21 protein-coding genes are annotated in these 19173 nt (G+C 48.4%); 15 read left to right on the top strand and 6 right to left on the bottom strand.

The window, feature by feature from the left end:
- From VIN66_RS02065 to VIN66_RS02035, 7 genes are all read left to right on the top strand, one after another.
- Positions 1-918, top strand: a 918-nt coding sequence (locus VIN66_RS02065) for a sigma 54-interacting transcriptional regulator (RefSeq protein WP_331922445.1), incomplete at its 5' end; no start/stop codon positions are given.
- Between the two features lie 214 nt (positions 919-1132).
- On the top strand, positions 1133-2206 hold the full coding sequence (gene hppD / locus VIN66_RS02060; protein ID WP_349257526.1) for a 4-hydroxyphenylpyruvate dioxygenase: 1074 nt from the start codon (positions 1133-1135) through the stop codon (positions 2204-2206).
- Entirely contained in the window at positions 2199-3332 is a 1134-nt protein-coding gene (locus VIN66_RS02055) for a homogentisate 1,2-dioxygenase (protein ID WP_331922444.1), read from the top strand. Before hppD ends, VIN66_RS02055 begins: the two co-directional genes overlap by 8 nt.
- 23 nt (positions 3333-3355) lie before the next feature.
- Positions 3356-4372, top strand: coding sequence for a fumarylacetoacetate hydrolase family protein (locus tag VIN66_RS02050; protein WP_331922443.1), 1017 nt, complete (start codon positions 3356-3358; stop codon positions 4370-4372).
- Positions 4373-4374: 2 nt separating this feature from the next.
- Entirely contained in the window at positions 4375-5013 is a 639-nt protein-coding gene (gene maiA, locus VIN66_RS02045) for a maleylacetoacetate isomerase (protein ID WP_331922442.1), read from the top strand.
- 186 nt (positions 5014-5199) lie between these two features.
- The gene (locus VIN66_RS02040; RefSeq protein ID WP_331922441.1) at positions 5200-6129 is read left to right on the top strand and encodes a chemotaxis protein; all 930 of its coding nucleotides are present in this window, start codon (positions 5200-5202) and stop codon (positions 6127-6129) included.
- A gap of 10 nt (positions 6130-6139) precedes the next feature.
- On the top strand, positions 6140-6352 hold the full coding sequence (locus VIN66_RS02035) for a hypothetical protein (RefSeq protein ID WP_331922440.1): 213 nt from the start codon (positions 6140-6142) through the stop codon (positions 6350-6352).
- A gap of 3 nt (positions 6353-6355) precedes the next feature.
- Here VIN66_RS02035 and VIN66_RS02030 read toward each other — a convergent pair whose 3' ends face one another.
- From VIN66_RS02030 to gloB, 3 genes are read right to left on the bottom strand one after another with little or no spacing between them, the layout of a single operon-like run.
- A complete protein-coding gene (locus tag VIN66_RS02030) occupies positions 6356-6850 on the bottom strand; it encodes a hypothetical protein (RefSeq protein ID WP_331922439.1) in 495 nt (164 codons plus the stop codon).
- Positions 6851-6860: 10 nt separating this feature from the next.
- Entirely contained in the window at positions 6861-8468 is a 1608-nt protein-coding gene (locus tag VIN66_RS02025; RefSeq protein ID WP_331922438.1) for a lytic transglycosylase, read from the bottom strand.
- 55 nt (positions 8469-8523) lie between these two features.
- Positions 8524-9300, bottom strand: a complete 777-nt coding sequence (gene gloB / locus VIN66_RS02020; protein ID WP_331922437.1) for a hydroxyacylglutathione hydrolase — start codon at positions 9298-9300, stop codon at positions 8524-8526.
- Between the two features lie 30 nt (positions 9301-9330).
- On the opposite strand from gloB, the gene VIN66_RS02015 reads away from it, so the two are divergent.
- Complete coding sequence (locus tag VIN66_RS02015) at positions 9331-10071, top strand: class I SAM-dependent methyltransferase (RefSeq protein ID WP_331922436.1); 741 nt, start codon at positions 9331-9333, stop codon at positions 10069-10071.
- Here the strand turns inward: VIN66_RS02015 and VIN66_RS02010 are convergent.
- Together VIN66_RS02010 and VIN66_RS02005 are read right to left on the bottom strand one after the other, a co-directional pair.
- Positions 10050-10583, bottom strand: coding sequence for a GNAT family N-acetyltransferase (locus tag VIN66_RS02010; RefSeq protein WP_331922435.1), 534 nt, complete (start codon positions 10581-10583; stop codon positions 10050-10052). The genes VIN66_RS02015 and VIN66_RS02010 overlap by 22 nt on opposite strands.
- Before the next feature lie 11 nt (positions 10584-10594).
- The gene (locus VIN66_RS02005) at positions 10595-11128 is read right to left on the bottom strand and encodes a DUF2058 domain-containing protein (protein ID WP_331922434.1); all 534 of its coding nucleotides are present in this window, start codon (positions 11126-11128) and stop codon (positions 10595-10597) included.
- 145 nt (positions 11129-11273) lie between these two features.
- Between VIN66_RS02005 and VIN66_RS02000 the strand changes: the two genes are divergently transcribed.
- Positions 11274-12584 (top strand): DEAD/DEAH box helicase, encoded by a 1311-nt coding sequence (locus VIN66_RS02000; RefSeq protein ID WP_331922433.1) that lies wholly within the window; start codon positions 11274-11276, stop codon positions 12582-12584.
- A gap of 266 nt (positions 12585-12850) precedes the next feature.
- Positions 12851-13063, top strand: a complete 213-nt coding sequence (locus tag VIN66_RS01995; RefSeq protein WP_027669659.1) for a cold-shock protein — start codon at positions 12851-12853, stop codon at positions 13061-13063.
- Between the two features lie 72 nt (positions 13064-13135).
- Here the strand turns inward: VIN66_RS01995 and dinB are convergent, their stop codons facing one another.
- Entirely contained in the window at positions 13136-14200 is a 1065-nt protein-coding gene (gene dinB, locus VIN66_RS01990; protein WP_331922432.1) for a DNA polymerase IV, read from the bottom strand.
- A gap of 242 nt (positions 14201-14442) precedes the next feature.
- Here dinB and glyA point away from each other — a divergent pair, with 242 nt between their 5' ends.
- The 5 genes from glyA to ribBA all read left to right on the top strand — a co-directional run bounded on the left by glyA (position 14443) and on the right by ribBA (position 19146).
- Positions 14443-15696 carry a serine hydroxymethyltransferase gene (gene glyA / locus VIN66_RS01985; RefSeq protein WP_331922431.1) on the top strand — a complete coding sequence of 418 codons (1254 nt, stop codon included), beginning with the start codon at positions 14443-14445 and terminating at the stop codon, positions 15694-15696.
- A 78-nt stretch (positions 15697-15774) separates the two neighbouring features.
- Entirely contained in the window at positions 15775-16230 is a 456-nt protein-coding gene (gene nrdR / locus VIN66_RS01980; protein ID WP_134056175.1) for a transcriptional regulator NrdR, read from the top strand.
- The gene (gene ribD, locus VIN66_RS01975) at positions 16230-17348 is read left to right on the top strand and encodes a bifunctional diaminohydroxyphosphoribosylaminopyrimidine deaminase/5-amino-6-(5-phosphoribosylamino)uracil reductase RibD (RefSeq protein WP_331922430.1); all 1119 of its coding nucleotides are present in this window, start codon (positions 16230-16232) and stop codon (positions 17346-17348) included. The genes nrdR and ribD overlap by 1 nt, the downstream gene beginning before the upstream one ends.
- Before the next feature lie 25 nt (positions 17349-17373).
- The gene (locus VIN66_RS01970) at positions 17374-18024 is read left to right on the top strand and encodes a riboflavin synthase (RefSeq protein ID WP_331922429.1); all 651 of its coding nucleotides are present in this window, start codon (positions 17374-17376) and stop codon (positions 18022-18024) included.
- A gap of 12 nt (positions 18025-18036) precedes the next feature.
- The gene (ribBA, locus tag VIN66_RS01965; RefSeq protein WP_230818944.1) at positions 18037-19146 is read left to right on the top strand and encodes a bifunctional 3,4-dihydroxy-2-butanone-4-phosphate synthase/GTP cyclohydrolase II; all 1110 of its coding nucleotides are present in this window, start codon (positions 18037-18039) and stop codon (positions 19144-19146) included.
- The last annotated feature ends 27 nt before the right edge of the window (positions 19147-19173 follow it).

Genomic DNA, 19173 nt, shown 5'->3' with positions numbered 1-19173 from the left:
AAAGTGGTGCGTGAAGCCAAGAAAATGTCGCAACTTGATGCGCCGATTTTGATTATGGGCGAGACAGGCACTGGTAAAGAGTTACTGGCACGGGCTTGTCATGCTGCCAGCAGCCGCTCCGGTAAACCCTTTTTAGCACTGCCTTGTGCTTCGCTGCCAGATAATGTGGCGGAGTCAGAGCTGTTTGGTTATGGCGCTAATGCATTTCCTGGCATGGTAGAAGGTAAAAAGGGTATTTTTGAACAGGCCAATGGCGGTACCGTCTTTTTGGATGAAGTTGGTGAGATGTCGCATCAGTTACAAACGAAGCTTATCCGCTTTTTGCAGGATGGCAGCTTTCGCCGGGTAGCAGATGAGAACGAAGTGAAAGTAGACGTCAGGGTCATATGCACCACACAGAAAGATCTACCAGCTATGGTGCAGGAAGGTAAGTTCCGTGAAGACTTATATTATCGCCTGAATGTATTGACGCTGGCACTACCGGCGCTGCGTGAACGCAAGCAGGATGTGCTCCCGCTGGCTGAATTCTTTATCGCCCGCTTTGCCGCCAGATTAGGTCGTAAGGCGCCGAAATTGACCGATAGCTGTGCTAACTTTTTACAAAATTACCCCTGGCCCGGTAACGTGCGTCAGTTAGAAAATGCTTTATACAGAGCCATTACGCTACTTGATGGTAATGAGCTTGATAAAGAACATTTGCAATTACCCAGTTATACCAATGACTTTGGTTATCTGGAGCAGGACTTTGATGGCACGCTGGATGAGGCCGTTAAACGTTTTGAAGCTAATTTATTGCGTAAGTTATTCCCGGCCTATCCCAGTTCAAGGCAGCTGGCCAAGAAACTTGGTTTAAGCCACACAGCAGTTGCGAATAAACTGCGTGATTACGGTATTAATCGCAAGAGTGTAAAAATTTAAATACGATTTGTGCAGTAAATTGTACTTCTCACCGGCCGTTAAAGCCATTTAACGGCCTTTTTTGATTGCTAAAGAAGCAAAACCGTTTTTCGTATTGCCAACTTTACAAAACACGTAGTTTGCTCTGATCGCACCGTGAAGTGTCAACCTCTTTCTTTTTTTTGCCGCAAGCGCATTATTAGCGCCATCAAAGACGTAGCAGGGATTAATTGACATGTTAGATAAAATAAACCCACTGGGTACCGATGGTTTCGAGTTTGTTGAATATACTGCGGCTGATGCAGAAGGCATTCAGAAACTGAAAGACTTATTTTATTCATTAGGCTTCACTGAAGTTGCAAAGCATCGTTCTAAACAGGCCTGGTTGTATAAGCAGGGGGACATCAATTTTATTGTTAACGGTGAACCTAACTCGCAGGCTGAAGAGTTTGCCAGTCAGCATGGACCAAGTGTATGTGCTATGGCATTTAGGGTGAAAGATGCGGCGCAAGCATTAAAGCATGCAGTAGCGAACGGGGCGAAAGAATATAAAAATCAGGTTGGCCCGATGGAGCTGAACATCCCGGCCGTGTACGGTATTGGTAGCAGCTTGTTGTATTTTGTTGACCGTTATGGTGCCAGCTCAGTGTACGATATTGATTTTAAATATTACGACAACTGGCAGCTTGAGATGTCCAAGCACGGTGTAGGCCTGGAAGTGCTGGATCATCTGACGCACAACGTGATGCGCGGCAATATGAATGTTTGGGCCGGGTTCTATGAGAATATCGGCAACTTCCGCGAAATCCGCTATTTTGACATTGAAGGTAAGTTAACTGGCCTGGTCTCTAAAGCGATGACAGCGCCTTGCGGCAAGATCCGTATTCCAATTAACGAGTCGTCAGACGACAAATCACAAATTGAAGAGTTTATCCGCGAATACAAAGGTGAAGGTATTCAGCATATCGCGCTGACGACCGAGAATATTTATGAGACGGTACGCACTTTACGTAGCCGTGGCATGGATTTTATGCCTACACCGGACACTTACTACAACAAAGTAAATGACCGTGTGGTTGGCCATGACGAAGATCTGGAACAGCTGCGTGAGCTGAGAATTCTGATTGACGGTGCGCCGATGAAGGATGGCATTTTGTTGCAGATCTTCACAAAAACCGTTATTGGCCCAGTGTTTTTTGAGATTATTCAGCGCAAAGGGAATGAGGGTTTTGGCGAGGGTAACTTTAAAGCCCTGTTTGAATCTATTGAAGAAGATCAGATCCAGCGCGGAGTGCTGAGCAATGCGTAAATGGGCATCGTTTCCGTTAAAGGAAGGAGATGTATCACGCCAGGCGCACGCTGATTTTCCTGAGCAGGCGATTTATGAGCGCGAAACCGGGCGTAGTGGTTTTTTTGGTCCGGCAACGCACTTTCACCATCGTCATGCGCCAACAGGCTGGAGCGACTGGCAGGGGCCATTACGGCCGCATTTATTCAACTTCAATGAGATAGGTGCAGACAAGACCAATTCGCCGTGGGCGGTGCCAGATTTGTTGTTTAACGCACATATTAAAATGCGGACCTGGCGACTAAGCGACAACATGAGCAAGCTGGTACGTAATGCAGATGGCGACGAACTGCTGTTTATTCATGAAGGCAGCGCAGAGCTGTATTGCGACTATGGTCATATGACAGTGCGCGATGGTGATTATATCGTGATCCCACGCTCTACCATGTGGAGGCTTGAGCCAAAAGAGCCGATGTTTATTCTGTTGATTGAGGCGACTAACGACAGTTACCAGCTACCGGAAAAAGGCCTGGTGGGTAACCATGCTATTTTTGATCCAGCGATGCTGGATACACCGAAAATCAACGAAGCATTCAAAGCACAATACAGCGAACAGAGCTGGCAGGTTGAAGTTAAGCGCCATGGTCAGGTTTCAGTTATTACGTACCCTTACAACCCGCTTGATGCGATAGGCTGGCATGGTGATTTAGCGGTAATGCGTATTAACTGGCGTGATATCCGGCCTTTGATGAGTCATCGCTACCATTTACCACCGTCGGCACACACTACTTTTGTCGCGCAGCGCTTTGTTGTCTGTACTTTTGTGCCGCGGCCAATTGAAAGTGATCCGGGTGCGTTAAAAGTACCGTTCTACCACAACAATGATGACTATGATGAAGTGCTGTTTTACCACGCAGGAGACTTCTTCAGTCGCGACAACATCGAAAAGGGTATGGTCACCTTCCACCCAGCAGGCTTTACGCACGGGCCGCATCCGAAAGCTTTTCAGGCCGGGTTGGAATACCGGAAAAAATTTACCGACGAAGTGGCAGTGATGCTTGATACGCGGGATGCGCTGGAAATGGGCGCTGCAGCCTTGGCGACAGAAAACCCTGAATATGTGAATAGCTGGAAAGCAAAACCCTGAGTGCGGTGGGTTAAGGAATAAAGATGAAGTTAGCAAGTTTAAAAAATGGCAGCCGTGATGGCTTGCTGGTTGTTGTAAGTCGTGATTTAAGCCGCTGTGTAGCTGTGCCGGCGGTAGCTGCCACTATGCAGCAGTTACTGGACAGCTGGGCGCAGCTTAGCATTAAGCTGGAAGAAGTCTATCTGGCGCTGAACAGTGGCAAAGTGGACGGTGAAATGGCGTTTGAACAGGCACAGTGCGAATCACCATTGCCGCGCGCCTATCAGTGGGCTGATGGCAGTGCTTATGTCAACCACGTAGAGTTGGTGCGTAAAGCGCGCAATGCTGAAATGCCACCGAGCTTCTGGACTGATCCGCTGATGTATCAGGGCGGCTCAGATGATTTTATCGGCCCACGCGACAACATTGACGTCGTTAGCGAAGACTATGGCATTGACTTTGAAGGTGAGGTTGCCGTTATTACGGACGATGTGCCGATGGCATGCACTGCAGAACAAGCCCGGAACAAAATCCGGCTGTTAATGCTGGTGAATGACGTATCACTGCGAGGCCTTATACCCAATGAACTGGCAAAAGGCTTTGGTTTTTTTCAGTCAAAGCCAGCCTCTGCCTTCAGCCCGGTAGCTGTTACGCCAGACGAGTTGGGTAATAAATGGCACGACGGCCGTGTACACTTGCCCTTGTTATCAACGTACAACGGTAAATTGTTTGGTAAACCCAATGCCGGCACTGACATGACGTTTGACTTTGGCCAATTGGTTGCCCACGCGGCTAAAACCCGTAATCTGGGGGCTGGCGCCATTATTGGTTCAGGTACCGTATCAAACAAACAGGGTACCGAGCATGGTACATCGGTTGAAGAAGGTGGTGTAGGGTACAGCTGTATTGCCGAAATCCGCATGATTGAAACGATTCGCGATGGCAAGCCAGCTACTGCTTTTATGCGTTTTGGCGACACCATCCGGATGGAAATGCTGGATGAGCAGGGCAACAGCATCTTCGGTGCTATTGACCAGCAGGTAGTGCAATACAAGGGGTAGGTATGAAACTTTACGGTTACTGGCGTTCATCGGCGGCATATCGGGTGCGGATAGCGCTGAATCTGAAGCAATTAAGCTACGATAACCTGCCGGTTCACCTGGTTAAAAACGGCGGTGAGCAGCACAGTGACAGTTATAAGTTACTAAACCCCGCGCAGCTGGTGCCGACACTGATTGATGATGGCCTTAACCTTAACCAGTCGCTGGCTATCATTGAATACTTAGATGAAGTGTACCCTGAACCGGCATTATTACCGCAGGAGCCGGCAGCACGGGCTTTAGTCCGTGCGTTGGCACTTGATATTGCCTGTGATATTCATCCACTCAACAACTTGCGCGTGCTGCAGTACCTGACAGGGCCTCTGGCACTTACTGAAACACAAAAACTGCAATGGATAACACATTGGCTCAGCACCGGCTTCGCTGCGCTGGAGCAACGTTTACAGCGTACTGCCGGGCAGTTTTGTGTCGGTGATGAGGTGACACTGGCAGACCTTTGTCTGGTACCTCAGGTGTATAACGCGCAGCGGTTCGCATTGGATATGTCTGCCTATCCCACCATTAGTTCAGTCCACCATCATTGTCAGCAGGTAGCAGCTTTCGCTCTGGCAGCCCCTGAACAACAGCCTGACGCCCAGTAAAACATCTGCCGGTATAGAACTGTACCGGCGTCTCTACGCCGTCGCTAGACGATTAGCCAATGTCGCCTATGCTTAAGCAGTATTTTTGTTTTTCTAGCTTGCGATGACATTGCGTTGTGATTAACAACATGCTTTAGTGTCGGCATAAATAGTGATTGGCTGAGAATGGCCCAGAGGAAACAGCTTATGAGTAAATTAATGGCTGCGGTAAACCAGCGTACAAATCTGGTGGGGAACAACCGGTTAGAGCTGTTGTTATTCCGTTTACACGGTACTCAGCCGTTTGGCATTAACGTATTCAAAGTGCGTGAAGTGTTGCAATGCCCGGAGCTGACAGAAATGCCGGGCTCCAGTCCGCATGTGCGGGGTATCGCCCATTTGCGTGGTGTGCCGGTAATGGTTATTGATCTTAGTCAGGCAACGGGTGGTAAGCGGATAGAGGATTTATCCAGTGCTTATGTGTTGGTGACCGAATATAACCGCCATACGCAGGGGTTTTTAGTCAACGGTGTAGACCGAATTGTTAACACCAACTGGGATCAGATCCTGCCACCGCCAAAAGGTGCTGGTGCCGGTCATTATCTGACTGCGGTAACGGAGATCGACGGTAAACTGGTGCAGATCATTGACGTTGAAAAGGTATTCTCTGAAATTACACCGGTAGATGAAGATGTTAGTGAAGATGTAAAATCTAAAGCCACGGCGCGTGATTTCAAAGACCTTATCGTTCTGGTAGCGGACGATTCTGCTGTTGCCCGGAATCAGGTGAAAAGAGCGCTCAGCTCCATCGGTGTGCAGGTTGAACTGGTCAACGACGGTCGTCTGGCGCTGGACTGGTTAAACGCTAAGGCGGCAGAGTTGGGAGGCGATATATCAACCAAGGTTCCATTGCTTATTTCGGATATCGAAATGCCGGAAATGGATGGTTATACACTGACTGCCGAGATCAAGGCAGATCCGGTGTTGAGAAATATGCATGTGGTGTTGCATTCTTCGTTAAGCGGTGTGTTCAATGAAGCCATGGTGAAAAAAGTGGGAGCCGATCAGTTTATCGCGAAGTTCCATCCGGATGAGCTGGCATCAGCAGTGCAGAAGTGGATGACAGCCGATCAGTAAAGGTAGTTTTATGAAAGTGTTTACATTTCCGAAAAGGGCACTTAATCGTGCGTTGGTCTATTCCGGTTTATTCGGACTAGTGTTTCAGTTAACTGCAGCATGTTACGCCTGGTGGCATGGTGTTAGTCTGCAGGCAGGTTGGATTTTGACGTTGGTGGCACCATTGCTGTGTATTGCCTCAGGCACGTTATCGGCGTTGCAACTGCAAAAAGAGCCTGATTAAGCTTTAACGGCGCGGTTTGAACATTCCTTCAACGCGGACATCTTTTATGCCGTCCTCGGTAAACAGAAAATTTATCTGACCGGGGCCACGGCTGAAATGAAACTGTTCATCATTAAGCTGTACAACAAAATTGCCTTTGGCGTTGCTGGCTTCAGGGTCTTGGTACAGCTTTATGGTGTAATCGTCTATTTTTACTTCAAAACCGTTGATAGGTTCGTTAATAAAATCGGGTACCCAGACGTGTTCATCTTGCAGTATTAACGCCAGAGAATATTTCTGCGGAACTGATTGCACCGTCAGAGTGTGTCGTCCGACAATAAAACGGTAACTGCCTTCCTGGCGAAAGTAACTGAAACCAAAGTCAAATTCCTGACTTTTCCCGGTAACCAGATACACTTTTCCTTCGCCGGAGATATCAAACTGAGCATGACTTGTTGCACTACACAGCAACAAGGCAAGATACAGTGGCAGACATCGGATAAGCGAGCGGTTCAACATCGGCACACCTTTATACCTGAGTAATATTCAGCAACAACTTCAGCTGCTGTCCTGGCTGCAGATAATTATTTGTGTCAATTTTATTCCACTTTACAATGTCGGACACCGTTACACTAAAACGCTGCGCTATGCGTGCCAGAGAATCGCCTTTACGCACTTTGTAGTTAACAGTGCGTGATACACCGGAAACCGCAGCTGTACCATCCTGCTGCAAAATTGCCAGTTTTTGGCCTGGCTTTAGCGCCGAACGTTGCGCAATACCGTTCCATTTAGCCAACTGCTCTACTGTCACTTTGTGCTCGCGGCTGATATCCCAAAGTGTGTCACCTTGCTGCACAGTATAGTCTACTCTTGTTCCCGTGCTTTGTTGTTGTGCTTTAGCAATACGGTTAGGAGCACTTAACTCGTAGTTGCCTTCGTTATCTGCAGCAATAGGAATTAATAAAGCCTGCCCCAGACGAATAGTATTACCAGAGAGCTTATTGATGCGCTGTAAGGCGCCAACATTGCTGTTGTGCCGCTGTGCAATTTTGCCGAGCGTATCGCCTTTTGCCACTATATAGCGCTTCCAGCGTAGTAACTGCTGGCCGGTTGCTTGCGATAGCTTTTGCTGAAATGCCGGTACCTGTTGCTTTGGCAGCACCAGATAGTGAGGACCATCAGGATCTGTCGCCCACTGGTTAAAGCCAGGGTTAAGCGCCTGTAATTCAGAAACATTTATACCGGCCATTTCTGCGGCAATGGCCAGATCGATCTGTGACTTAACCTCAACAACATCTATTTTCGGTTCGTTAGCAATAAATTTCCAGACAATATCAAACTCATCCGGACGTTTGAGAATATCCACTAATGCCAGTAGCTTAGGGACATAGGCTGTGGTCTCGGCGGGTAAGTCAAGCGACCAGAAATCAGTTGGTAAACGTCGTTTTTTGTTGCGCTTAATCGCATTTAAAATCCGCCCTTCACCTGAGTTGTATGCTGCGATGGCATTTAGCCAGTCGCCTTCAAGCTTGTCGTGCAAATACTGTAAGTAGTCAAGTGCGGCTCTGGTTGACGCTATCACGTCACGCCGGCCGTCATACCAAAAATTCTGTTTCAAACCAAAACGTTTGCCGGTCGCCGGCATAAACTGCCACATGCCCGCAGCTGCGGCATGAGAATAGGCAAAAGGATCAAAGGCACTTTCGACTATCGGGAGTAGTGCCAGCTCCAACGGCATATTGCGCTTTTCAAGTTCCTGAACAATATAGTGCAAAAAAGGTTGAGCTCTGCCAGCAACACGATCGAGATAGGCCTGATGGCTGCTGTAAAAGTTACGCTGCTCTACGATAGGTCTGGTTTGCGGCACGTTAAAAGTTAATTGAAACTGGATACGCTGCCATAAATCTTCCAGCTCAGTCGCATCAGTGAGCTGCTCCTCGACATTACCGCTGTTTTGGTTCCATAAACGGTAAGCGATTTGTTCAGCGCTGGCAGCTTGCTTGTGAAAGTCTGCTGGTTTGGTGTTGGTTTTCACCACTGGCGTTTTTTCAGCCTGCTCCGGTTCAACAGAGGAATTATTACTGACGCATCCTGCGAGTAAAACGGCTGCAGCCACAGCAGAAATTCTTAAAAGCATTACATCATTCCTGTCTAAAAATACGAATGTTACCTGTTCAGCCCCTGATTGCAAGTCAACCTTTAAACTGGTCTTTAGCCGCTCTTAACGCTGTAAACAGGCCAAGTGCAGAATCTTGTTGCCAACTTTGCTGTAATACTTTGTTATCGCAACGTAAAAATGGATTCACCAGCTTTTCTGTCTTCAGCGTTGATGGCAAAGTCGGAGCATTTTTTTTACGTAAATGGGCGCAATGCCCAGCATATTCGACTAACGCCGTGTTAGTTGGTTCGGCACTAAGGGCAAACTTCAGATTTGCGATAGTGTATTCATGCGTGCAATAGACCTGAGTGTCTTCGGCAAGCGCACTCAGTTTGTTCAGGGAGTGCCACATCTGTTCCGGTGTGCCCTCAAATAATCGGCCACAACCGGCGCTGAATAAGGTATCACCACAAAACAAAACCGGCGCTGAATAATAAGCAACATGGCCCAGCGTATGTCCTGGTACTGATATTACCTCGAAAGCCAGCTCAAATGCCGCTAACGCTATTTTGTCGCCATCACTGACCGTTTGTGTCAGCCCCGGTATTCGGTGTTGTTCAGCGGCCGGACCAATAACCCTAACGTCAGGGTAGTGTTGTTTCAACACCGTAATGCCGCCGGTATGATCGGCATGGTGGTGTGTTATAAGGATGGTATCCAGTTGTAGTTGGTGCTTCGTCAGGTGCTGCAGTACATTAACGGATTCGCCTGGGTCAACTACCAGGCAACGTTTGTTCTGCGGCTGACATAACGTCCAAATATAGTTATCCTCAAATGCAGGTATAGGTGTAATCTGAAACATAGTGATCATAATGTTAATGGATCCGGGTTGTAATTTAGCATGAAACCGGCGTTAAGCGAAAAAGACCAGGCTTATCCATCAGAGTGGCAGCAGTTTAGCCAGGGCGAAGCATTGAACCAGGCTATCGTCAGTGCTTTGCAGCCCTGGTGGCAGAAGATATTCGGCTATTACCTGCTAAAAGTCGGAGATCTGAGTTGTCAACTTGATACATCCGGGTGCAAAGTGCAGCGCCATATTACTGTGGGCCGTTACAGCGCAGGGCTGATGTTGCAAGCGGAAGCGGACGCGCTGCCGTTTTGCGAGAGCAGTGTAGATGCAGTACTACTGAGCCATAATCTGGAGTTTACACCGGATCCGCATCATGTCGTGCGCGAAGCGCACAGGGTACTGCGTTCTGACGGATACCTGCTGCTTACGGGTATCAACCCTTACAGTATAGTGGGCCTGCTTAAATGCTGGCCCGCGTTGAAACATCGCTACCCCTGGCAGGGGCGTTTCTTCAGTGTTTCTCGGGTGAAAGACTGGCTGCATCTGGTTGGTTTTGAAATATTGTCTGAGCAACGCTTTTTTTGCTCTGCGATGGTGGCTCGCGAGCATAGTGACAGTGTGTGGCAGCAATGGGCAGAGCGCTATTTCAGTTATTTTGCTTCAAGCTATATTATTGTTGCGCGCAAGCGCGAACTACCCTTAACCCCGATACGACCTAAATGGCAGTTAAAACCTACTTTTTCACAGCAGGTAAAAGGTGTGAGCGCTTGTCAGCGGGGGGATAGTATCTGACTTTGCAACAGGTAATCGTTTGCGCACTGTAGCGCTTGCGGCGCTTGCAGTGTCATAAAGTACAGGCGAGGGCTCTCCTGTTCAGGCGGAGAGCTGATTGTAAAACCAAGACTTTTATAACATTGAACTGCGATAGCGTTATGGCGGTGCACATACAACGAAATTGTCCGCTGTTGTTGCTGCAGTGCTTGTATTATCAGTTCTGCGATCAGGGCTTTAGCCAGGCCCTGACCTCTGACATCGGGCGCTATGGCTAAGCGGGCTAAATGGTGGCAACCAAAGCGATCACAAATCTGCCCGAAGCCAACCAGCTGGCCATTTAGTGTGTTGAGCAAGCTGTAACTCTGTGTACCGCTGCGGCAAAGCAGTTCCAGAAAGCGTAACTCAGAGCAAGGGTAGTCGAAGTTGTCTCCGCCCCAACTCTGCTGCTCGTCGACAGAATGAAACCAGCTTTGCAACAGCTGCATTTCAGCAATATTGGCCAGCGCCAACTGCAATACCATTGTTGTCATTGCCTAAGCGGCTACCACATCAGATCATCAGGGATTTTAAAGTCAGCATAGGGATCATCTTCATCTTCCTGCTGTTGTTTCGCATTGAGCACGACGATGCTTTCTGCCTGACGCTGAATAATTTTCTCTGCAACGGCTGCAGGTACCAGATAGTACTGCTCGTCTTGTTTGGCGATGGCCAGTAAACCGCGGCCTAACTCATCATGTTGCCGACTGCTCACATACAGCCGTTTAACCAGCTTACCGTCAGTAAAGTTATAGCCAACTTCACCCTGAGCTTTAATTGTGTTATTCCCAATTAATTGCTTGACCTGCGCTGCAATGGCTTTTTGCTGCAGGGCAGCCTGTTTCTGCTGATTAAGTTGCTTGTCGCGTTCAACTTGCTGCAGGCGTTTTTGCTCTGCCAGCATACTGGCTTCATTAACTACAGTCTGGTTTTTACCAGCCTGTACTTTTTGTTTATGTTTTTCTTTTTTAACAGCTTTGAGTTTTTTAGCATCGGCCAGCCCGGCCTTTAACAGTTGCTCTTTTAGCGCATTACTCATAACTAATTTTTCTCATACCATGCGGTTGTGGAGATACGATAGGTTTCTATAGTAACGCAAACGCTGAAGGTAAATAAATCAAACTAACCCAATTTGTCAGCTTCGGTTATCATATAGCGGTAATTTAAGGTTGAAGAGGTTCATTTTGCCATTTAATGATTTGTCGCTTGATCCCCGCTTGATGCGTTCAGTGCAGCATCTTGGTTTTGTGAAGCCCACTGACATACAGCAAGAAGCTATTCCGGCTGTAATGGTTGGACGGGATTTAATCGTGTCTTCGCAAACCGGCTCTGGCAAAACACTGGCCTATCTACTGCCGATGATGCAACGTCTGCTGAAAAGCCGCCCGCTATCAAAACGCGATGCCAGGGCATTAATTCTCGCTCCTACGCGTGAATTAGCCCGGCAGGTGTACGCTCAGTTACGGCTTTTTGTGGCGAACACTCCTTTAACATCAGCCCTGATTGTCGGTGGTGAAAATTTTAATGATCAGGAAAAGCTGCTCAAACGTGAGCCTGCAATCATAGTTGCTACCCCCGGGCGCTTTGTTGATCACCTTGAACACAAATCTGTGTTTATTAATGGCCTGGAAATGTTGATCCTGGATGAAGCAGATCGGATGCTGGATTTAGGCTTTATGCCGCAGCTGACGACCATCAATAAGGCTGCCGATCATCGTTTGCGGCAAACTTTGTTATTTTCGGCAACCCTTGAGCATGCTGAAGTTGATGAGCTGGCACTGGCTTTACTGAAAAATCCTTACCGGGTCGCGGTTGGAACGGCTTACCAGCAGCACCAGGATATCAGCCAGCGGTTTTATCTGGCAGATCACCTGACACATAAAGAGGCCTTGCTACAGCATTTCTTACAACAAAATGCGATGAAGCAACTGATTATCTTTACCGCAACACGTGAAGATGCCGAGCGTTTAGCTGAACTTTGCGTGCAACAGGGGAAAACAGCTGTAGGTTTAAGTGGTAAGTTGTCACAGAGCAGCCGTAATAGCGTGATGCAGGCTTTTGCTACGGGTAAGTATCAGGTGTTGGTGACAACTGACCTGGCGTCACGGGGTTTGGACTTATTACAGGTATCTCACGTTATCAACTTTGACCTGCCAAAACATGCCGAAGAGTACGTGCACCGTATTGGTCGTACAGGCCGTGCCGGTATGAAAGGTGAGGCTATTTCACTTGTCGGCCCCAAAGACATCGCAGCGCTGACAAGAATTGAAGCTTTTCTGCGTCAGCCGACACAGTACAGTGTGGTCGATGGCTTAGAAGCCAAATTTGATGGCAAAGTTAAAACCGGTAAAGAGCCGGCTAAAGCGACTGTTGCTAAAAAGAAAACAGTCAGCCAGAAGACAGCAAATAAAACTATGAAGAAACCTTCGGCCAAACCTGCGTTCTTTCAAGGCGGAGATGATGGTTTACTGCCGGTAAAACGTAAGCAAAAATAAATTTCAAGTTGATTATTTTTTCGCCATTAATGCGCTACACTGACAATGTTGTTGCTGCAAACACTAACAACAGGGTAATCAGTAACGTAGTGCAGGTTACTGATGCGGTCAGAAAGAAAATATTTTCTGTGCGGTTGGCAAGGTTATTGACCCCTTATATGGCTTAACTGATAATGAGGGCGAAAATATATACTCGTCAACTGCTTTGGCCGGTAATATTTAAGTCGCCAGCGAGCTGGCAAAATTAGTTAATGTAAGAGAGTGTTATGTCACAGTTAATTTCCGGTTCAGTTAAGTGGTTCAACGAAGAAAAAGGTTACGGTTTCCTGGAGCGTGAAGGTGGTAAGGATGTTTTCGTTCACTTCCGCGCGATCAACGGTACCGGCCGTAAAACTTTAGTTGAAGGTCAGAAAGTTACTTTTGAAGTAACCGAAGGCCAAAAAGGCCCACAAGCTGAAAACGTAACTGTTATCGGATAATTCCGGCCAGGCTTGCATAAAACCGGCTTTAGCCGGTTTTCTGTTATCTGGCAGACACACTTTTATGGTTTTTTAAAACGGCAATGTTAATTGTTGCAAATGCTCTGTCTTAAAACCGATATGTAAACCGATTAATCTTACCCCTTGTTGCTGTCTGCGTTGCCAGGCTTCATCCAGTAATGGTAGTAATTTATCCAGTTGTAGCGGTTGCCCCTGCTTTTCAACGGTAGTTTGCCGAAAATCACTGAACTTTAATTTAACGCCAACTTTGTGTATGGGGGCTGCCCGCCCTGCTGCTGTAGTGCTGTAGTGTTCAAGCCGGCGCTGTAATTGGGGCAATAGCTGACTGACGGCCTCAACGCATTCGGTATAGTGCAGTAAGTCTTGCTCCAGTGTACGCTCAACACCAAGCGATTTACGCTGTTCATTATTAAACACGGGCCTTTCATCAATGCCCTGGCTGCGTTTAAGCAGGCTATCTGCCATGCTGCCAAAATGTTTAACCAACAGTGGCAAAGGTGCTGTGGCTATGTCGGCACAGTAATGTAAACCCAATTGACTTAATCGCTCTGCGGTTTTACTGCCAACGCCAGGTAATCGCTTCAGGGGTAAGGTCTTAACAAAGCTGTCAACCTGGTCAGGGGTAATCACAAAAAGTCCGTCTGGCTTATTTTCATCGCTGGCAATCTTCGCCAGAAATTTATTTGGTGCTACACCGGCTGAGGCTGTCAAACCTGTTTCAGTAACAATGCTTCTGCGGATATCTTCGGCTATTCTGGTGGCACTGCCGTGATGCAACGAGCAATCACTGACATCCAGGTACGCCTCATCCAGTGATAACGGCTCAATATGTTCGGTGTAGCGCTGGAAAATACTGCGGATCTGTCTGCTGGCCGTCTTATACTTTTCCATGTTGCCATTTAACAAGGTAAGGTGCGGGCACAGCTTCAGTGCCTGCCCTGTTGGCATAGCAGAGCGTACGCCAAACGCCCGAGCCGGATAGTTACAGGTTGAAATAACGCCACGGCTTTGCCTTGACCCTCCGATAGCCAGCGGGACGTGACGCAGAGCAGGGTTGTCACGCATTTCTACCGCTGCAAAAAAGCAGTCCATGTCGATATGTATTATTTTACGCATGGGCAAAGTGTTGGCTGTTTATATATACAGTATATTAGGTGTCGTTAGTAAGAATGTAAAGCGAGACGTACTGTTATTCAGCAGCTGAGCGGGTGATAAATTCTTGCGGGTGTCTGGATGGCTAAAAACGGAGTGCATAACGGCGGATTTACGGGTAGAATAGCGGCCAATTTTTACCAGCCAGTTTTGATTTACCGATATCTTAATTAAGACTAAGCGTGAAAGCCGCGCCAGGAGATAGCATGTTAAAGCGTGATATGAATATTGCCGATTTTGATCCCGAATTATGGCAAGCCATAACAGATGAAACTGAGCGTCAGGAAGCGCATATCGAGCTTATCGCATCTGAAAACTATGCCAGCCCAAGAGTATTGCAAGCGCAAGGTTCTCAGCTGACCAATAAGTACGCCGAAGGTTACCCGCACAAACGTTATTATGGTGGCTGTGAGTACGTTGACATTGCCGAAGATCTGGCGATTGCCCGTGCTAAAGAGCTGTTTGGTGCTGACTACGCTAACGTGCAGCCGCATGCTGGCTCTCAGGCCAATGCCGCAGTATTTCTGGCGCTGTTAAATGCCGGCGACACCATTTTGGGTATGAGCCTGGCGCACGGTGGCCATTTAACACATGGTGCCCACGTTAGCTCTTCCGGTAAATTGTATAAAGCTGTGCAGTATGGTTTGCACCCAGAAACCGGTGTGATTGATTATGACCAGGCTGAAGCGCTGGCACTTGAGCATAAACCTAAGCTGATTATTGCCGGTTTCTCTGCCTACTCAGGCATTGTTGACTGGCAACGTTTTCGCGATATCGCAGACAAGGTTGGCGCTTATCTGATGGTAGATATGGCACACGTTGCCGGTCTAGTCGCGGCGGGTTTATACCCGAACCCGGTGCCGGTTGCCGATGTTGTAACCACGACCACGCACAAAACCCTGGCAGGCCCGCGTGGTGGTTTAATCTTGGCGCGTAAAAACGAAGAGATTGAGAAAAAGCTTAACTCCGCGGTTTTCCCTGGTGGTCAGGGTGGCCCGTTGATGCATGTTATTGCAGCTAAAGCTGTAGCATTTAAAGAAGCATTGCAGCCTGAGTTCAAAGTGTATCAGCAACAGGTATTGAAAAACGCCGTAGCGATGTGTGATGCGATGATCAGCCGCGGCTATAAAATTGTTTCTGGCGGTACGCAGAACCATTTGTTCCTGATGGATCTGATTGACAAAGATATTACCGGTAAAGAAGCTGATGCCTGGTTAGGTCAGGCGCATATCACGGTTAACAAGAACTCGGTTCCTAACGATCCGCGTTCACCTTTTGTGACTTCAGGCTTACGTATCGGTACCCCTGCTATAACCCGTCGCGGCTTTAAAGAAGCTGAGGCGGCTGCGGTAGCAAACCTGATTTGTGACGTACTGGACAGCCGTGGCGATGCAGCAGTGATCGACAAAGTGCGCGCTCAGGTAACAGAGCTGTGCAAACGTTTGCCGGTTTATGCGTAAAGGCTGATTAAGTGCTATGATGGCCGCTATTGCGGCCATTTCTTTATCTGGCTTTTTAGCGGCTTAGTGGGATCTTTTATGTACTGTCCGTTCTGTAATGCTGATGACACCAAAGTCATTGATTCGCGGCTGGTAGCTGATGGGCACCAGGTGCGTCGCCGGCGTGAGTGTCTGGCCTGCCATGAGCGCTTTACCACTTTTGAAGCGGCAGAGTTGGTTATGCCGCGAATTATTAAACGTGATGGCTCGCGCGAGCCTTTTAATGAAGATAAATTACGCAGCGGCTTATTACGTTCGCTGGAGAAACGCCCGGTGTCTGCCGAGCAGATTGAGTTACTGATTAATAAAATTAAATCTCAGCTTCGAGCAACAGGTGAACGTGAAGTCGGCAGCCAGTTACTGGGTAATTTAATCATGGATGAGCTGGTAAAAGTCGATAAGGTTGCGTATGTACGATTTGCATCCGTTTACCGATCATTTAAAGACATCCGTGAATTTGGCGAGGAAATCGCCCGTTTAGGAGAGAAAGCCTGATGTTCAGCGCCAGTGACACCGCCTACATGGCTGAAGCACTTCGCCTGGCTGAACTGGGGCGTTATACCACCAGCCCGAACCCGAATGTCGGCGCACTGCTGGTAAAGAATGGTCAGGTTATCGGGCGTGGTTATCATAAGCAGGCTGGTGGCCCGCATGCCGAAGTGTTTGCGCTACGCGAAGCCGGTGATGGCGCGCGCGGTGCGACCTGTTATGTGACATTGGAACCCTGCAGCCATCATGGCCGCACACCACCTTGTGCGGATGCATTGATTGCTGCCGGCGTGTCGCGGGTAGTAGTGGCGATGCAGGATCCTAACCCTCAGGTAGCCGGGCGCGGCATTACTATGTTGCGAAGTGCCGGTATCAGTGTTGAATTGGGGCTGCTGGAGCAGCAAGCCAGAGCAATCAACGCCGGGTTTCTTAGCCGGATGGAACGCAAGCGGCCCTATGTCCAGCTTAAGCTGGCCACCAGCCTTGATGGCCGTACAGCACTGGCCAACGGTGATAGTAAATGGCTGACCTCAGACGCAGCGCGTGCCGATGTGCAACGCTTCAGAGCGCAAAGTTGTGCCGTATTATCAACGGCTACAACCGTTATGGCAGATAACGCCAGGCTGAATATCAGATCAGAGCAGCTGCTGCAGAGCATCCCAACTCTGGAAAATGCCCAGCTACGCCAACCTAAGCGTGTGATACTGGACCGTAATGGTTTACTGGATCATAAACTTGCGCTCTTTGCCGAGGGTGGTGAAGTATTGCTTTGCGTCAGCAACATTGAAAATAAGCGTGAATTACCCAATATAGCCAGGCAAATTCACTGTCCGCTGACCAGCAATGCGCAGTTTGATCTGACTGCATTATTGGAGCATTTGGCGGTGCGAGAGAGCATCAATACTTTATGGGTAGAAGCCGGCGCCACTTTAGCTGGCACTCTGTTACAACTTAAGCTGGTTGATGAACTGATTGTTTATATGGCGCCTAAACTGTTAGGCAGCAGCGCTCAGCCATTGGCTGTTCTACCGGAGTTTTCTGTGCTTAATCAGGTACCACAGTTAAGCTGGACCGATGTGCGCATGGTAGGCGCAGATATCCGCCTCAGTGCGCGATTAAGTTAAATGAACGCAAACGACGAGAGACACTATGTTTACAGGCATTATTGAAGCCACAGGCAAACTGGCTGCTGTGGTAAAGCGTGGTAACGATATCAGTGTCACTATCGATAGTGCAGAGCTGGATTTTTCGGATGTGAAACTGGGCGATAGTATAGCCTGCAATGGTGTTTGCCTGACGGTTACGCATTTAGGACCGCACAGTTTTAATGCCGATATATCGTCAGAAACCCTGGCACACACCTTGTTTGGCCATTATCAGACCGGCCAGCGGATTAATCTGGAAAAAGCCATGTTGCCCACCACCCGGATGGGCGGTCACATTGTCAGTGGCCATGTTGATGGCGTAAGTCAGGTTATTAAAATTGAACAAAGTGGCAGAGCCAGCAATATCTGGCTGGCGCTGCCGGCAAATTTAGCACGCTATGTTGCTGCCAAAGGGTCGGTAACTGTCGATGGCATCAGCCTGACAGTAAATGAACTTAATCACGACGCATTCCGGCTGACGATAGTGCCTCATACCGCTGCGCATACCACTATCGCAGCATTAAAAGCAGGTAGCAAAGTGCATCTGGAAGTTGATTTGATTGCGCGTTATCTCGAACGTTTACTTAGCAAAGACAGTGCCGGCGCAACTGGTGGTGTCAGTATGGCGCTGTTGTCTCAGCGCGGCTTTTTATAAATAAGGTTTGTTATGCAACTGAATACTCCCGCTGAAATTATTGAAGATATCCGTCAGGGCAAGATGGTCATACTGATGGATGATGAAGATCGCGAGAATGAAGGCGATGTGCTGATGGCGGCGGAGTATGTCACGCCGGAAGCCATCAATTTTATGGCAACACATGCCCGCGGCCTGATCTGCTTAACGCTGACCAGAAAACGTTGCAAACAACTTGATTTACCTTTAATGGTCGATGCGAACAAGTCGCCGTTTTCGACTAATTTCACGTTGTCGATTGAAGCGGCTGAAGGTGTTACCACCGGTATTTCAGCAGCAGATCGCGCCCGTACGGTTAAGGCCGCTGTCGCCAGAGATGCCAGGCCGTCGGATATTGTACAGCCTGGCCATATTTTTCCACTTATGGCGCAGGATGGCGGTGTGTTAGTCCGGGCTGGCCATACTGAAGCCGGTTGCGATTTGGCTCGTCTGGCGGGGCTTGAGCCTGCTGCGGTCATTGTTGAAATACTGAATGAAGACGGCACTATGGCAAGGCGGCCTGACCTTGAAATATTTGCCAAAAAGCATGGTGTTAAAATAGGGACTATTGCCGATCTGATTGAGTACCGTAACCTGAATGAAACGACAATTGAACAGGTCGCCAGCTGCCAGTTGCCAACGGAAGTGGGTGATTTTCAGTTGATTACGTTCAAAGATACGATTGATAACCAGATCCATTTTGCGCTGGTTAAAGGCGAGATCAACCCTGAACAACCTACCTTAGTGCGGGTGCATCTGCATGATACCTTCAGTGATTTACTAATGGCGAGCAGGGCGGCCAACCGCAGTTTTGCGCTGCATACCGCCATGGAGCGTATCGCCAGAGATGGTGGCGTACTGGTGCTATTGGGTAAGCATGAAAGCACAGAGCAGCTTATTCGCACGGTGCAGGGTTTTGAAGCAGAAGATAAAGGCGAGAAACCACGCTCAACCCCATGGGCCGGTACATCCCGTACTGTCGGTGTTGGCTCACAGATCCTGGCCAGCTTAGGTGTGAAGAAAATGCGCTTACTAAGCCAGCCAAAGAAATATCATGCGTTGTCTGGTTTTGGTCTGGAAGTGGTTGATTACGTCAGCGAATAACCACCAAACAGAAAAAATTAACCCTGC

It is taken from the genome of Rheinheimera sp., from assembly GCF_036568245.1.
In the GTDB taxonomy this organism is placed as follows: Bacteria; Pseudomonadota; Gammaproteobacteria; order Enterobacterales; family Alteromonadaceae; genus Alishewanella.
This window is presented reverse-complemented; position numbering and strand designations above follow the sequence as displayed.

Bases quoted from the DNA above. Each gene is read 5' to 3' on its own strand.
- VIN66_RS02005 (WP_331922434.1), bottom strand. From the start codon at position 11,128: ATGAGTAATGCGCTAAAAGAGCAACTGTTAAAGGCCGGGCTGGCCGAT.
- VIN66_RS02010 (WP_331922435.1), bottom strand. From the start codon at position 10,583: ATGACAACAATGGTATTGCAGTTGGCGCTGGCCAATATTGCTGAAATG.
- gloB (WP_331922437.1), bottom strand. From the start codon at position 9,300: ATGATCACTATGTTTCAGATTACACCTATACCTGCATTTGAGGATAAC.
- hppD (WP_349257526.1), top strand. From the start codon at position 1,133: ATGTTAGATAAAATAAACCCACTGGGTACCGATGGTTTCGAGTTTGTT.
- dinB (WP_331922432.1), bottom strand. From the start codon at position 14,200: ATGCGTAAAATAATACATATCGACATGGACTGCTTTTTTGCAGCGGTA.
- VIN66_RS02040 (WP_331922441.1), top strand. From the start codon at position 5,200: ATGAGTAAATTAATGGCTGCGGTAAACCAGCGTACAAATCTGGTGGGG.
- VIN66_RS02055 (WP_331922444.1), top strand. From the start codon at position 2,199: ATGCGTAAATGGGCATCGTTTCCGTTAAAGGAAGGAGATGTATCACGC.
- VIN66_RS01995 (WP_027669659.1), top strand. From the start codon at position 12,851: ATGTCACAGTTAATTTCCGGTTCAGTTAAGTGGTTCAACGAAGAAAAA.
- VIN66_RS02015 (WP_331922436.1), top strand. From the start codon at position 9,331: ATGAAACCGGCGTTAAGCGAAAAAGACCAGGCTTATCCATCAGAGTGG.
- nrdR (WP_134056175.1), top strand. From the start codon at position 15,775: ATGTACTGTCCGTTCTGTAATGCTGATGACACCAAAGTCATTGATTCG.
- VIN66_RS02025 (WP_331922438.1), bottom strand. From the start codon at position 8,468: ATGCTTTTAAGAATTTCTGCTGTGGCTGCAGCCGTTTTACTCGCAGGA.
- VIN66_RS02050 (WP_331922443.1), top strand. From the start codon at position 3,356: ATGAAGTTAGCAAGTTTAAAAAATGGCAGCCGTGATGGCTTGCTGGTT.
- maiA (WP_331922442.1), top strand. From the start codon at position 4,375: ATGAAACTTTACGGTTACTGGCGTTCATCGGCGGCATATCGGGTGCGG.
- VIN66_RS01970 (WP_331922429.1), top strand. From the start codon at position 17,374: ATGTTTACAGGCATTATTGAAGCCACAGGCAAACTGGCTGCTGTGGTA.
- VIN66_RS02030 (WP_331922439.1), bottom strand. From the start codon at position 6,850: ATGTTGAACCGCTCGCTTATCCGATGTCTGCCACTGTATCTTGCCTTG.
- VIN66_RS02035 (WP_331922440.1), top strand. From the start codon at position 6,140: ATGAAAGTGTTTACATTTCCGAAAAGGGCACTTAATCGTGCGTTGGTC.
- ribBA (WP_230818944.1), top strand. From the start codon at position 18,037: ATGCAACTGAATACTCCCGCTGAAATTATTGAAGATATCCGTCAGGGC.
- glyA (WP_331922431.1), top strand. From the start codon at position 14,443: ATGTTAAAGCGTGATATGAATATTGCCGATTTTGATCCCGAATTATGG.
- ribD (WP_331922430.1), top strand. From the start codon at position 16,230: ATGTTCAGCGCCAGTGACACCGCCTACATGGCTGAAGCACTTCGCCTG.